General features: G+C 64.2%; 12 protein-coding genes. 5 read left to right on the top strand and 7 right to left on the bottom strand.

Translation table 11 applies throughout. The features are described 5' to 3' along the window. The first annotated feature begins 8 nt into the window (after positions 1-8). Positions 9-1,286, top strand: a complete 1,278-nt coding sequence (locus LDB26_RS01040; RefSeq protein ID WP_257539874.1) for an MFS transporter — start codon at positions 9-11, stop codon at positions 1,284-1,286. 49 nt (positions 1,287-1,335) lie between these two features. Here LDB26_RS01040 and LDB26_RS01035 read toward each other — a convergent pair whose 3' ends face one another. Together LDB26_RS01035 and mgtE are read right to left on the bottom strand one after the other, a co-directional pair. Beyond that, complete coding sequence (locus tag LDB26_RS01035; protein WP_062063103.1) at positions 1,336-1,734, bottom strand: DUF1489 family protein; 399 nt, start codon at positions 1,732-1,734, stop codon at positions 1,336-1,338. A gap of 22 nt (positions 1,735-1,756) precedes the next feature. After that, on the bottom strand, positions 1,757-3,196 hold the full coding sequence (gene mgtE, locus LDB26_RS01030) for a magnesium transporter (protein ID WP_257539872.1): 1,440 nt from the start codon (positions 3,194-3,196) through the stop codon (positions 1,757-1,759). A 169-nt stretch (positions 3,197-3,365) separates the two neighbouring features. Here mgtE and LDB26_RS01025 point away from each other — a divergent pair, with 169 nt between their 5' ends. Further along, positions 3,366-3,818: a peptidylprolyl isomerase gene (locus LDB26_RS01025; RefSeq protein WP_021245180.1), complete on the top strand. Its 453-nt coding sequence runs from the start codon at positions 3,366-3,368 to the stop codon at positions 3,816-3,818. Here LDB26_RS01025 and LDB26_RS01020 read toward each other — a convergent pair. After that, entirely contained in the window at positions 3,805-4,503 is a 699-nt protein-coding gene (locus tag LDB26_RS01020) for a hypothetical protein (RefSeq protein WP_257539869.1), read from the bottom strand. The two genes, LDB26_RS01025 and LDB26_RS01020, sit on opposite strands and share 14 nt — an antisense overlap. A gap of 5 nt (positions 4,504-4,508) precedes the next feature. Then, positions 4,509-5,087, bottom strand: a complete 579-nt coding sequence (locus LDB26_RS01015; RefSeq protein WP_257539867.1) for a peptidase — start codon at positions 5,085-5,087, stop codon at positions 4,509-4,511. A 311-nt stretch (positions 5,088-5,398) separates the two neighbouring features. Between LDB26_RS01015 and LDB26_RS01010 the strand changes: the two genes are divergently transcribed. After that, positions 5,399-5,953, top strand: coding sequence for an outer membrane protein (locus tag LDB26_RS01010; protein WP_257539865.1), 555 nt, complete (start codon positions 5,399-5,401; stop codon positions 5,951-5,953). Between the two features lie 119 nt (positions 5,954-6,072). On the opposite strand, the gene ppc is transcribed toward LDB26_RS01010, so the two are convergent. Next, positions 6,073-8,775, bottom strand: coding sequence for a phosphoenolpyruvate carboxylase (ppc, locus tag LDB26_RS01005; RefSeq protein WP_257539863.1), 2,703 nt, complete (start codon positions 8,773-8,775; stop codon positions 6,073-6,075). A gap of 110 nt (positions 8,776-8,885) precedes the next feature. Between ppc and LDB26_RS01000 the strand changes: the two genes are divergently transcribed. Both LDB26_RS01000 and LDB26_RS00995 read left to right on the top strand, forming a co-directional pair. After that, the gene (locus LDB26_RS01000) at positions 8,886-10,340 is read left to right on the top strand and encodes an ATP-binding protein (protein WP_257539861.1); all 1,455 of its coding nucleotides are present in this window, start codon (positions 8,886-8,888) and stop codon (positions 10,338-10,340) included. Then, entirely contained in the window at positions 10,337-10,810 is a 474-nt protein-coding gene (locus LDB26_RS00995; protein WP_257539859.1) for a low molecular weight protein-tyrosine-phosphatase, read from the top strand. The genes LDB26_RS01000 and LDB26_RS00995 overlap by 4 nt, the downstream gene beginning before the upstream one ends. A gap of 39 nt (positions 10,811-10,849) precedes the next feature. On the opposite strand, the gene hutC is transcribed toward LDB26_RS00995, so the two are convergent. Together hutC and LDB26_RS00985 are read right to left on the bottom strand one after the other, a co-directional pair. Further along, positions 10,850-11,569, bottom strand: coding sequence for a histidine utilization repressor (hutC, locus tag LDB26_RS00990; RefSeq protein WP_062063095.1), 720 nt, complete (start codon positions 11,567-11,569; stop codon positions 10,850-10,852). Next, on the bottom strand, positions 11,566-12,921 hold the full coding sequence (locus tag LDB26_RS00985; RefSeq protein ID WP_257539856.1) for a formimidoylglutamate deiminase: 1,356 nt from the start codon (positions 12,919-12,921) through the stop codon (positions 11,566-11,568). The genes hutC and LDB26_RS00985 overlap by 4 nt, the downstream gene beginning before the upstream one ends. Positions 12,922-12,963 lie beyond the last annotated feature (42 nt).

Raw genomic sequence — 12,963 nt, 5'->3', positions numbered from 1 at the left:
GAGCGGAAATGGGGAATGAAAACGGCATCGGCGCGATCTGGCGCAATCGGCGGGTGCTAGGGGCCAGCCTGGTCGGCACGGCGGTCGAATTTTACGACTTCTACATTTATGCGACGGCGGCGAGCCTGATCTTTCCCGCGCTGTTCTTCCCGGCATCCTCTCCCACGGCGCAGCTTATGGCGTCCTATGGCAGCCTATCGCTCGCCTTCTTCGCGCGCCCCCTGGGCGCGGCGGTGTTCGGCCATTATGGCGACCGCATCGGGCGCAAGGTGACGCTGGTCATATCGCTGATGCTGATGGGCGGATCGACGCTCGCCATCGGGTTCCTGCCGACTTACCAGATGATCGGCTGGTGGGCGCCGCTGATCCTGTGCATCCTGCGGTTCGGCCAAGGCCTGGGCCTTGGCGGGGAATGGGGCGGCGCGGCCTTGCTGGCGGTGGAGAATGCGCCGCCGGGATGGCGTGCCCGCTTCGGCATGTTCCCACAGCTGGGCGCACCGGTCGGTTTCCTCGCCGCCAACGGCATGTTCCTGCTGCTGGGGTTGTGGCTGAGCGACGAGGAGTTTTTCGCCTGGGGCTGGCGCCTGCCGTTCCTGGGCAGCGCGGTGCTGGTGTTCGTTGGCCTGTGGGTTCGTCTTAAGCTCACCGAAACGCCGGAATTTGCCGCCGCGCAGGCGGAAGCGCCACCGCCCGCCGTACCGCTCGCCACGCTATTTCAAAGCCATTTGGGCGCGGCAATTGCGGGCACCTTCGCCGTGGTTGCCTGCTTTGCCATTTATTATATCGCGACCGCCTTTGCGCTGGGCTATGGCACGACGATATTGAAGATCGACCGTGAGATATTCCTCTCGGTCCAGTTGGGCGCGATCATCTTCATGGCGATCAGCATCGTCCTGGCCGGATGGTGGGCTGACAAGACCAGCCCGACGCGCGTGCTGGTCGTGGGGTGCATCGGCACCGTGCTGATGGGCGTCGCCTTCGGGCCCGCTATGGGCACGGGCGCATTGCTGCCGATCTTCCTGATCCTGAGCCTTGCCCTCTTCATGATGGGTTTTGTCTACGGGCCGCTGGGCGCCTATCTGCCCGCCCTGTTCCCGGTCCAGCTACGCTATACCGGCGCGTCCTTCTCCTTCAATCTGGGCGGGATCATTGGCGGCGCGCTGGCCCCCATCGTCGCGACATGGCTGATCGCGGCGCAGGGCGTGGAACTGGTCGGCCTCTACATGGCGGCAGCGGCGGCGATCAGCCTGCTAGGCCTGTGGTGGACCAGCCGCCACGGATACTGATGCCGCCAAGGCCGGCAGAGAGGTTGGTTCGCCTGCCGGGCAAACAGGATCACACCAGTCCCAGTTTCGACAATTCCCCCAGCAGCGCGGGCGGCATGGCGTCGAGATCGTCCGCTTCCCCCGATCCGAGGTCGGGCGGAGCATCCTTTGCTTCCAGATAGCGCCAGCCCTGATGGGGGCGCTTGGGCATAGCGCGCACGGGGATGAGACGCGGTTCCAGACGTATCCAGAAACGACCCTGCCCTGTTTCCTCAAAACCCAATATCGCGCTGCGCCCTACAAGCTGGCTGCTGTGTATCCAGTAAAGGGAGCCGCCCGCCAGTTCCTCGAAACGCTTGGGCATGTAACGGGTGCTGGTCCGCGCTTCGTCTGCCTGGCTTTCCAGCCAGGCGCGCAGGGTGGCGGGACTTTCAGCGCCAAAGGCGATCTTGGTGAGGTGAAGGGACATATCGTCAAGATGGGCGCGAAACTCAGCCCGTCAATCCCGCTGCCGTCGCCAGGCCCAGGAAAGCGAGAAAGCCCATCGAATCAGTAATCATGGTGACAAAGATGGAGGATGCCACCGCCGGATCGAGGTTCATCCGGTCGAAGGCCAAAGGCACCGCAGCCCCAGCAAAACCCGCCGTCAATATGTTGGTCATCATCGCCGCCGCGATCACGCCCCCCAGATGGACGTTTTGGAACACCAGCGCGACGCCGATGCCCAGCACGACCGCCACGGTCGCGCCATTGAGCAGCGCCACGCGGATCTCGCGCAATATGGTGCGGCGCGTGTTGGTCCCGGTGATCTGGTTGGTGGCGAGCGCGCGGACGGTAACGGCCATGGTCTGGCTGCCCGCATTGCCGCCCACGCCCGCGACGATCGGCATCAGCGTGGCGAGCGCCACCATCTTTTCGATCGTGCCTTCGAAAATGCCGATGATGGTGGAGGCGACCAGCGCGGTCAGCAGATTGGTGAGCAGCCAGCGCACTCTAGCGCGATAGCTGTCCATCACGGGCTCGTTGATGTCGCCTTCGCCCGCGCCCGACAGGCGCAGGATGTCCTCGCCCGCTTCCTCGGAAATGATGTGGACGATGTCATCGACCGTTATCATGCCCACCAGCCGTCCGCTGCCATCCACCACCGCGGCGGAGATCAGCGCATATTTCTGGAAGCGCAGGGCGACTTCCTCCTGATCCATGTCGACCGGGATCAGCGTCTGTTCCCGCTTCATGAGGTCGGCCATGGCGACGGAACGCGGGCAGGTGAGAATCCACGAAAGCTGGCAAGTGCCGATAGGCTTGTGCTGCTCGTCCACCACGAAGATTTCCCAGAAATCGGTGGTGAGGTCGCTATTGTCGCGGAGGTAGTCGATCACCTGCCCGACCGTCATATGCTCGGGCACCGCGATCAGGTCGCGCTGCATCAGGCGACCGGCTGATTCCTCCGGATAGGAAAGCGCGTTTTCGATGGCGGCGCGATCTTCGGGATCGAGCGCGTCGAGGACGGCCTGCTGATCGGCGTCGTCCATGTCCTCGATGATGGCGACGGCGTCGTCGGTATCCAGTTCGGACGCAAATTCGGCGACCTGTTCGGGCGCGAGCGAATCGAGCAGATCGTCGCGCACATAGTCGTTGAGCTCGGAAAGCACCTCCGCGCCGACAAGGTCGCCCAGCGCTGCGGCGACTTCCCCGCGCCGTTCGGAGGGGGTGAGTTCCAGAAGGTCGGCAATATCGGCCGGGTGCAGCGGCGAAACGAGTTCGCGCGCGCGTTCGCTCTCGCCCTCCTCCACCGCGTCGAGCACGGCGGATACGAAGTCGGTTTTCAGCCGGTCATCCTCGTCATGACGGGAATCCGCCTGATCGACGGTCGTTTCGTCAATAGGCTGCTCGTCCGGCCGGGGTTCGGCCACGTCGCCGTGCTCGCTCATCGCGTCCCCTACTGTCCGGTTCCTGTAACATCCGGCCGCTTTCGCTCATGCGGAATCGAATTGCAATGGGGTTCGGGGGAGGAACGGAGCGTCATGTCCCTAAATGCTTCCATCCCGGTCCCAAGCCTTTATATGACGGCCATCGACCCTTCCCTACAAAGAGGACATCATGGCCGACGAAACGCTTACCCTCACCCTCGACAGCGGCGGCGACGTCGTCATCAAGCTGCGCCCCGATCTGGCCCCGGGCCATGTGGAGCGCATCACGTCGCTCGCCAAGGACGGCTTTTACGACGGCGTGGTGTTCCACCGCGTCATCCCCGGCTTCATGGCGCAGGGCGGCGATCCGACCGGCACCGGCATGGGCGGGTCCAAGCTGCCCGACATCAAGGCCGAGTTCAGCCGTGAACCGCATGTTCGCGGCGTTTGCTCCATGGCCCGCGCGACGAACCCGAACAGCGCCAACAGCCAGTTCTTCATCTGCTTCGACGACGCGACCTTCCTCGACGGGCAATATACCGTCTGGGGCGAAGTCACGTCCGGCATGGAGCATGTCGACGCCCTGCCCAAGGGCGAACCGCCGGCAACCCCCGGCAAGATCGTGAAGGCTACGGTTTCCTGACCATGCCGTCGGTGGGGGAGATGGCGTTGGCCGCCGCTTCCCCCGCCGGTTCTTCGGGCGCAGTATAAGGCCCGATCGATTCGATGTGCCAGCGGCGGTCGGCTTCCGACGATCCGGGCACGTCGTTGACGCGGCGCAGCGTCACCTGCCGCAAGGTATACCAGGGCTTGCCGGTGGCGGCGACGCGGCCATAGACCTGCACCGGGACCGTCACATAGAGGGAGCCTGCCGCGCCCTCCGCTTCGCCGGGCGCGCCGACATTGGCATGAATTTCGCTAAATCCCCGGAAGCGGGCAGCGAAAAGAACATCTTCCTCCGATCCGATCGCGCCGTTCTCGTTCCAGAGATCCTGCGCGTCATTATACCGCTTTTCCTCCAGCAGGCCGTAATAGCCCTGCACGACCTGCGCTGCGCCCTGCGCGCTGTCGGGATCGATGGCGTCCTCGTCGATCGGCGGTTCCGAGAGGACGGGAAGGCCGCCGGGTGATCCGGGCAGCGGCGGGGCCAGCGGTTCCATCAGCGCCTGCGCTTCAGCCCTTACATTATTCTGCACCTGCGCCGCATTGGCGCCGTTCGCCAGATTGTCGATCGCGCTTTCCTCACGCCCGTCACAGGCGGCCAGCGCCATAACTCCCAGAAAAAGAACCGTTCCCTTTTGCCATCCCATCAGTCCGTCGCTCTCCATATTATTCAGTTCGGATTCTGCCTTCTTCCGGCACGCGGCTGGCGTTGGCCTCCATCGGAGCGGGGCACCCGCGCTTCCGGACGCGCTTGCGGCCGGGGCGAGGTTACGGCATCCCGGCCGCCGCGCCAACGGCCTCGATCGCCGTCATTCGTTTGCGGGCGCGTGGTCTGCGGGCGTTGGGGCCGATTGTTCCAGTTACCATCCCGACGCCCGTCATGGTCGCGATTCTGCCAACGATCCCGGTTGCCCCCCTGCCAGCGATCGCGATCCTGGCCACGCCACCGGTCATCGTTGCGATGCTCAGCATGGCGCTTTTCCCAATAGCGGCGCTGTCCGTCATTCCAGCGGTGGCGCTTGCCGCCGCGATCATAGACATAATAGCCGCTGCCCGGATAATAATAGCCGTCATTCCAGCCATATCCATAGCCTGAGCCATAATAACCGGAATCCCAATAGTCGCCGCCATAATAGCCACTGCCGACACCGACGCCGCCATAATAGCCATCATCATAGGCACAGCCAGCCACCATGAGGGCTCCGGCAAGGCTCATCGCCGCGAGCAAAGGCCGTTTAAACAAGGCCATCGCCTTTCTCCTTAAACAATATTGCCAACACCCTAACGCGCGTTGGTTGAATTGGTTGTGAATGGGCCGGCAGATCGAAGAGTTATTTATCGGAGGTTCAGAAAAACCGCACTCCGTTCACCGGGCTGACAGAAACCGTTGTATTTGTGCCGCAATTTCGGTGGATCGACCGGATTTTGCGTTTGTTCAGGAAACTTTCAAGGCCTCTGGCGGATTTCCTTATGTGCCCTTGGCCGCTTTGAGCGCACCGGGCACGACGGGGGTCCAAACCCCGGACGCGATTTTTTCACCAACAACAAAAAGGGTCACCCATGAACAAACTGCTTTTCGCGGCGGTCGCCGCTGCGTCCTTCATTCCCGCTGCCGCCATGGCGCAGGACGAGGCAGGCTCCACCCGCCGCATCGAACCCTATGTCGGCGTAATGGGCGGCGTGGATAACTATGACAGCGAAACCGGCAAAGAGGGCATTCCGCCCGTCGGCTATAAGGGCCGGATGGTCGAAGGCGTCGCGGGCGTGAACTATAATGTCGCCGGGCCGATCGTCATCGGCGTCGAAGGCACGGCGTCCAAGGGCGTCAGCGGCGATGTCGACTGGGAATATGGCGTGGCCGGCCGCGCAGGCGTGAAGGCGGGCAAGGACAGTCTGATCTTCGGCAAGGTCGGCTATCGCTGGGTCAATTTCGACGCACTGGGTTCCGACAGCCCGGACTTCCACGGCACCACCTATGGCGCGGGCGTGGAGTTGTCGGCCGCCGACCTTGGCAGCACGGCGGCGAGCAGCCCCATCCGCCTGCGTTTTCAGGCCGACACTCTGGGGAATTTCCGTTCCATCCGTCCGATGGCGGGCGTGGTCGCCAAATTCTGACCTGAACAGCGCATAAGGTTTGGGCGGACATTCCCTTGCGTCCGCCCACCCCCTTCCTCTCCGGAGGAGTTGAGGACGGGTCAGCCATTTGGACTGCAGGCTGGCTCGTCCTCTTCATATCAACCGCTGTTGCGGAGCGCGGTCGCGATGGCGTTGATCGACAATTCGATGCCTTCCCTGATGCGGGGATCTTCTTCGCCGGCGCGATGGCGTTTCAGCAGTTCTACCTGAAGCAGGTTCAGCGGCTCGATATAAGGCAGGCGTAGACGGATGGATTCGTCAAGCTTCGGATTCTTTTCCAGCAGACGCGACTGACCGGTGGCAGCGAGCAGGCCGTCATGGGTCATAGCCCAGCCATCGCGGATGCGGGCGAAAATCGCCTCGGCCCTTGCCTGATCCTCGACCAGCGGCAGATAGCGCGCGGCGATGCCGAGATCGGATTTCGCCAGCACCATCTCCAGATTGTCGAAAGCGGAATCGAGGAAAGACCAGCTTTGCGCCATATCGGCGAGCAGCGCCTTGTCCTCGAACGCGGCAAGCGCGTGACCGACGCCATACCAGCCCGGCAGCATCACCCGCGCCTGCGACCAGCTGAACACCCAGGGGATGGCGCGCAGATCCTCGATCCGCGTGCTCTGGGTGCGGCTGGCAGGGCGGGAGCCGATCTTGAGCCCGGAGATTTCCTGAATGGGCGTCAGCTCGCGGAAAAATTCCTTGAACCCCTCTGTTTTGTAAACAAGGTCACGATAGGCGGTGAAAGCCATCTGCGACAGTTCGTCCATCGCGGCAGCGAAGCGGGCTGCATCGCGCCGGGAAATGCCCTCCGGCTCCAGGCTGGCAAGCAGGGTCGCGCTGGTCATCGCCTCCAGATTGGCCATGGCGACGTCGCGCGTGCCATATTTGGCGGCAATCACCTCGCCTTGTTCGGTGATGCGGATGCGGCCCTGCACCGTGCCCCTGGGCTGGGCCTGAATGGCGGCGAAGGAGGAGCCGCCACCGCGCCCGACCGCGCCGCCCCGGCCATGGAATAGCTGCATCGCCGCGCCTGCCTCGGCAAAGACCGGCTCCAGCGCCTTGCTCGCCTTGAACAGGCCCCAGGTGGAGGTGATGTAGCCGCCGTCCTTGTTGCTGTCCGAATAGCCGATCATCACTTCCTGATGGCCGCGCGCCTGCACCACGCCGGAAATCTCCGGCAGACCGAAATAGGCGGACATGATCTTAGGCGCGGCTTCAAGGTCGGCGATGGTTTCGAACAACGGCACCGCCATGATGGCGGCCTGTGGGGGATCACCGTCCGCGCCCACGCGCCAGAGGCCCGCCTCCTTCAGGAGGATATTGACCTCCAGCAGGTCCGAAACGCTTTCCGCCTTGGAAATGATATAGTGGGTGATGCATTGCGGGCCGTAGATGCGGTGCGCCTCCGCCGCCGCCTCCACGATGGCGAGTTCGGAAGCGGTTTCCTCCGAATAGTCGGAAAAGCGGGTGCCGAGCGGACGGTTGCTCGCCAGTTCCCGGCGCAAGAGGGCGATGCGCGCAAATTCGTCGAGATTTCCATAGTCGTCCTCGACGCCCGCCTTCTTCAACAATTCCGCGACGACGCGCTGATGCACGTCGCTATTCTGCCGCATGTCGAGCGTGGCGAGGTGGAAGCCGAACGTCTCGACCGCCCGGATCAGGCGGCCCAGCGCACCGCCGGTCGCCAGCGCGCCATCGCCTTCGCTCGCAAGGCCCTGCGCGACGGTGACGAGATCGCGGCGCAGTTCGGCAGGACTGGCATAGGGATCGCCGCTCAGCGTCGAAGGGCGCGGCGGCGCATGACCCATATGCGCGGCATAGGTCGCGGCAAGACGAGCATAGATGCCGGAAATAGCGCGGCGATAGGGTTCATCTTGCCGGCTGGGGGAATCGTCGCCGCTCGCTTGCGCCAGGTCCAGCACCGGCTGGGGCACATGGGCGAGTTCAGTGGAGAGCGAGAGTTCCGCGCCCAACGCATGCATGGCTTCCAGATAATAGCCCAGCGCCGCCTGGCAGGCGCGCGACAGGGCGAAGCGAAGCTGCGGCGCCTGAACGAAGGGATTACCGTCGCGGTCGCCGCCGATCCACGATCCCACGCGCAGGAAACTGTGCGGACGCCCCTCCAGCACCCGCTCCCACCGGGCGTAGAGCGCTGGCAAGGTGGGAAGGAAGATGTCGCGCAGATAGGTCAGGACATTTTCGATCTCGTCCGCGACGAACAGCTTTTCCCGGCGCAGCGGACGCGTCTGCCACAGCAGGGCGATCTGGCGGAAGATCGCCTCATCCAGATTTTCGCCCTCGTCGGTTTCGGCGCGCCCCGCGTCGCGCAGGCGCATGAGGTCGGCGATGCGGTTGCGATGGTCGATCATGCTCTTGCGCCGCACCTCGGTCGGATGCGCGGTCAGCACCGGCACGACCAGCGCATGATCCAGCAGCTTCATCACGGCATCATGGCCGATGCCCTCGCTTTCCAGCCGCTTGAGGGCGGAGGCGACATCCGCGCCCGGCTCTGCGGCGACGCCCTGCCTGTCCTCTGCCAGATTGGCGAGCATCGAAAACAGCATGAAACCGCGCACGAAGGAGAGCGTATCGTCCAGGCTCAAGGCATCGAGGCCGGTGTCGGTGACATCCGCGCCCTGAATCCCCCGCGCCCGGTCCACCGAGGCGGAGCGGATATATTCGGTCTGCTTGTAAAGCTTGTCCCCGCCATAAGCGCGGATGACATCGCCCAGCAAACGGCCAAGATAGCGGATATCGGGGTTTTGCGTGATCGCCGGAGCGCCCGTCGAAGATACAGGAGTCGCCATGGAAGGGATGCTGCATCGCACCATGGGGCGGGTCAAGGGAAACATCCCTTTATGTCCCTTCGATGCGGCAGGGCTTGCGCCGGGGACGCAGGCTGGGCCAAAGGACATGCGTGACCGCCAGTATCAGCATAGGAACAGACGGCTCGGGAAACCCCGTGCTGGTCGATGTGGAAGAATTGCTCGCCACCCGCCTGCTCGTGCAAGGCAATTCGGGGTCGGGCAAGTCGCATCTGCTGCGTCGGCTGCTGGAGGAAAGCGCCCCGCTGGTGCAGCAGGTGGTGATCGATCCGGAGGGCGATTTCGTCACGCTGGCCGATGAATATGGCCATGTGGTGATCGATGCGGGCGACTATAATGAGCGCGAGATCGTCACGATGGCGACCCGGATTCGCGAACATCGCGCTTCCGTCGTGCTCAGTCTCGAATCGCTGGAACTGGAAGCGCAGATGAAATGCGCCGCGACATTCCTGTCCACCCTGTTCGACGCGCCGCGCGATCACTGGTATCCCGCGCTCGTCGTGGTCGATGAAGCGCAGATGTTCGCGCCGGTGGCCGCAGGCGACGTATCGGACGAGGCGCGGCGACTGTCGCTGGCGGCGATGACAAACCTCATGTGCCGGGGGCGCAAGCGCGGGCTGGCTGGCGTGATCGCGACGCAGCGGCTGGCGAAGCTCGCCAAGAATGTGGCGGCCGAAGCGTCGAACTTCCTGATGGGGCGCACCTTCCTCGACATCGACATGGCGCGCGCCGCCGACCTGCTCGGCATGGAGCGGCGGCAGGCGGAGCAGATTCGTGATCTGGAACGCGGACGGTTTCTCGCGCTGGGTCCGGCGATCTGCCGCCGTCCGGTCGCAGTCAAGATCGGTTCGGTCAAGACCAGCACGCGCGGCGGCACGCACAAGCTGATGCCGCCGCCCGCCGCCGCGACCGGCGACATGCAGGAATTGTTGTTCGCACAGGTGGAGGAGGAGAGCGCGCTACCCCCGCCGCCGTCCCGGCCCGAACCCGTGCCGCTGCCCGCCGAAGAGGTGATGCGCGCCCTTGCCGCCGCGCCTTCCGCCAAGCCGGTGGAGCCGGAGTTCGACATGGGCGAATCCGACGGCGTCATCGTCGCGGTGCTGGAGGATATCGTCGCCGACCTTGGGGAAGCGCAGCCAAGCGTGTCGACGCTCTATCAGGACTTCACCGTGCGCTGCCGGATGAAGGGACTGAAGCGCGCGCCCATCGATCTGCCCGCCTTCCGCAAGCGCTTCGCCATGGCGCAGGCGGGGATGGCCGATGCCGCCGACCCACGCTGGGAGGATGCGCTGCGGGCGGCCGACCCTCTGCCGGAGGATATGCTGGCCCCCTTCCTGCTGATCGCGCGTGCGGCGATGCAGGGGCTACCCTGCCCCGATGACGCGGAGCTGGCGCGAGCCTATGGCACCAGTTCGCCGGGTCGGGTGCGGCGGCTGATCGACTATATGGAGAAGCTGGGCGTGATCGTGGCGCGGACGGATTTTGGCGGGCGGCGGTCCATCGGCGTGCCGCAACTCGGACTTTCGACAGCGGCGGCGGAAGGATGAGCAAGCCTTCCGTCCTGTTCGTGTGCCTTGGCAATATCTGCCGTTCGCCGCTTGCCGAAGCCGCGTTCCGCGAACAGGCAGCACTGGCGCGGCTGGCGGCGGAGGCGGATTCGGCTGGGACAGGCGACTGGCATATTGGGTCGCCCCCTGATCCGCGCGCGCAGGCGGTGGCGCTGCGTCATGGGATCGACATCAGCACCTATCGCGGGCGGCAGGTGCAGGCAGAGGATTTCCATCGCTTCGAGCATATTTTCGCGCTCGACGGAGAAAATCTACGCGACCTGCGCCGCATTCGCCCGGCGGACGGAACGGCGCATCTAGCGCTGTTGATGGACCTTGTGCCGGGGCGGGAGGGGACGAACGTAACCGATCCCTATTTCGGCGATGCGGAGGGGTTCGATGTGACGTGGAGCGATGTGACGATAGCAGCGGCCAACTTGGTGGAAAAGCTGCTGGAACGTCAAGATTGACGTACCCTGTTCCCGCGAAAGCAGGAGCACAGGAAAATGTTATGCCCGAAAATGTGCAACCAGCGCATAGCGTTCGCCTGGATAAACCTGTCGCGCATAGGTAATCCGTTCATCCCCGCGCCACGTCCAGCGTTCGAGCGAGATGCAGGCGTGGCCCGTGGCGACACCCAGTTGCGCGGCAGCGGCGGCATCCACGTTGATCGCGGTGATGCGATGTTCGGCCTCCGTCCACGGGACATGGCCCAGCAGCCACGAACCGGGCGGTTCAGTGGAAAAATCGACTCCAGCCGCCTCGGGCACGGCATCAAGGTTGATGAGGCGATGTTCCAACGCATAGGGTTGGTCATCCGCGAAATGGCGACATTTTATGGCGAGGATGTCGCCGCCTGAAACCTGAAGCAGCGCCTTGTCCCCGTCATCGGCATGACGGCGCTCGCAGCGGATGAGTTCGATGCGATAGGCCAATCCCTGCTCAGCCACTTCAGCGCGGATGTCGGGAATTTCGAGCGCGGCGCGGTGGAAGCGGGGCGCCGCGACAAAAGTGCCCGCGCGTCTGCGGCTTTCCAGCAGCCCCGCCTGGACCAGCGAGCGCAGCGCCTTGTTCACCGTCATACGGGAACAACCGTAAAGCGCCATCCACTCATGTTCATAAGGAATGCGGTGGCCCGGGCGCCATTCACCCGACATGATGCGCGTTTCGATATCCTGCCGGATACGGCTGTGGATCGCTTGCGCGCTTTTGTTCTTCTGCTCCGTCAATCCAGATAGGCCCCCAATGTCCGGCGATAGCGTGCCTCGATCGCGGAGCGCGCCAGGTGGCGGCCTTCGCTAACGCGCCTGCGGCCATGACGCCAGACGCTATCGACCAGCGCCTTCCCGCCCGCAAAAATCCAGCTGTCGAGGATCGCATCCTCGCGGCGTTCCACCAACACACTATGGTCCGGCCGGAAGGCGACGATGTCGGCGGGCGCGCCCACCGCCAGTCCATGCGGCTGTTGCCCGCTGGCCTGTGCTCCGCCGCCTTGAACGGCGCGAAAGAGGCTGCCGCCGGTGGACTGGCCCGGCCCTCCCGCCAGAAGGTTGCGGCCCCGATGCTGGAGGCGCTGGCCATATTCGAGCAGGCGTAGTTCCGCTGCCGCATCGATCTCCACATTGGAATCGGAGCCAACGCCGATCCGCCCGCCCTTGTTTAGGAAGGCGCGTGCGGGAAAGATGCCATCGCCCAGATTGGCCTCGGTAATGGGACACAGACCGACGACCGCTTGCCTATCGGCGATCCGGCCCAGTTCTTCGGGCGTAACATGGGTTGCGTGGACAAGGCACCAGCGCCTGTCCACCGATGCATGGTCGAACAGCCATTCCACCGGACGCTGGCCGCTCCACGCAAGGCAGTCGTCCACCTCCGCCATCTGCTCGGCGATGTGGATGTGGACCGGGCCTTGCAGAAGCAGCGCCGTAATCTGGGAGAGTTCCTCCGGCAGGACGGCGCGCAGGCTATGCGGCGCGACGCCCAGCACCGCGCCTTCAAGGTCAGCGATCACCTTACCCGCCGCCTCCAGCAGGGTGGCATAGCCGTCGAGGTCGTGGACGAAGCGCCTCTGCCCCTGCGTGGGCGGCGTCCCGCCAAACCCTGCATGCGCGTAGAATACGGGGAGCAGCGTCAGCGCAATGCCGCTTTCGCGCGCCGCCTCGGCGATGGCGCAGGACATGGCTGCACGGTCGGCATAGCGTTGGCCGTCGCGATCATGGTGCAGATAATGGAACTCGCCAACACGGGTGAAGCCGCTTTCCAGCATCTCGACATAGGCAAGAGCAGCGATGGCGCGCAGCCCTTCCGGATCGAGCCGGTCGACGAAGCGATACATGGCCTCCCGCCATGTCCAGAAACTGTCGGAGCCGCTTCCCGCCCGCTCGGTCAGACCCGCGATGCCGCGCTGGAAAGCATGGCTGTGCAGATTGGCAAGGCCAGGAATCGCTGGGCCATGGCGTTCGTCATCTGGAGCCGGGAGCGTGTCCGGCAAAACCTGCACGATCAGGCCGTCCGCCACCGTGACCCGGACATGATCCCGCCACCCTTCAGGCAACAGGGCCGCTTCGAACCAAAGCCGCATTCTTTCCCTTCCGTCTGGACAAGCGCCGACTTGTCCAATTAA

Origin of the sequence: Sphingobium sp. CFD-1, from assembly GCF_024611115.1 — a bacterium.
GTDB classification, from domain to species: domain Bacteria; phylum Pseudomonadota; class Alphaproteobacteria; order Sphingomonadales; family Sphingomonadaceae; genus Sphingobium; species Sphingobium baderi_A.
The sequence above is the reverse complement of the archived record's forward strand: the minus strand, read 5'-3'. Positions and strand labels throughout refer to the sequence as shown.

Coding starts and splice junctions, on each gene's coding strand:
- LDB26_RS01040 (WP_257539874.1), top strand. CDS start 9: ATGGGGAATGAAAACGGCATCGGCGCGATCTGGCGCAATCGGCGGGTG.
- LDB26_RS01010 (WP_257539865.1), top strand. CDS start 5,399: ATGAACAAACTGCTTTTCGCGGCGGTCGCCGCTGCGTCCTTCATTCCC.
- LDB26_RS01015 (WP_257539867.1), bottom strand. CDS start 5,087: ATGGCCTTGTTTAAACGGCCTTTGCTCGCGGCGATGAGCCTTGCCGGA.
- LDB26_RS01035 (WP_062063103.1), bottom strand. CDS start 1,734: ATGTCCCTTCACCTCACCAAGATCGCCTTTGGCGCTGAAAGTCCCGCC.
- LDB26_RS01025 (WP_021245180.1), top strand. CDS start 3,366: ATGGCCGACGAAACGCTTACCCTCACCCTCGACAGCGGCGGCGACGTC.
- LDB26_RS00995 (WP_257539859.1), top strand. CDS start 10,337: ATGAGCAAGCCTTCCGTCCTGTTCGTGTGCCTTGGCAATATCTGCCGT.
- LDB26_RS00985 (WP_257539856.1), bottom strand. CDS start 12,921: ATGCGGCTTTGGTTCGAAGCGGCCCTGTTGCCTGAAGGGTGGCGGGAT.
- LDB26_RS01020 (WP_257539869.1), bottom strand. CDS start 4,503: ATGGAGAGCGACGGACTGATGGGATGGCAAAAGGGAACGGTTCTTTTT.
- mgtE (WP_257539872.1), bottom strand. CDS start 3,196: ATGAGCGAGCACGGCGACGTGGCCGAACCCCGGCCGGACGAGCAGCCT.
- ppc (WP_257539863.1), bottom strand. CDS start 8,775: ATGGCGACTCCTGTATCTTCGACGGGCGCTCCGGCGATCACGCAAAAC.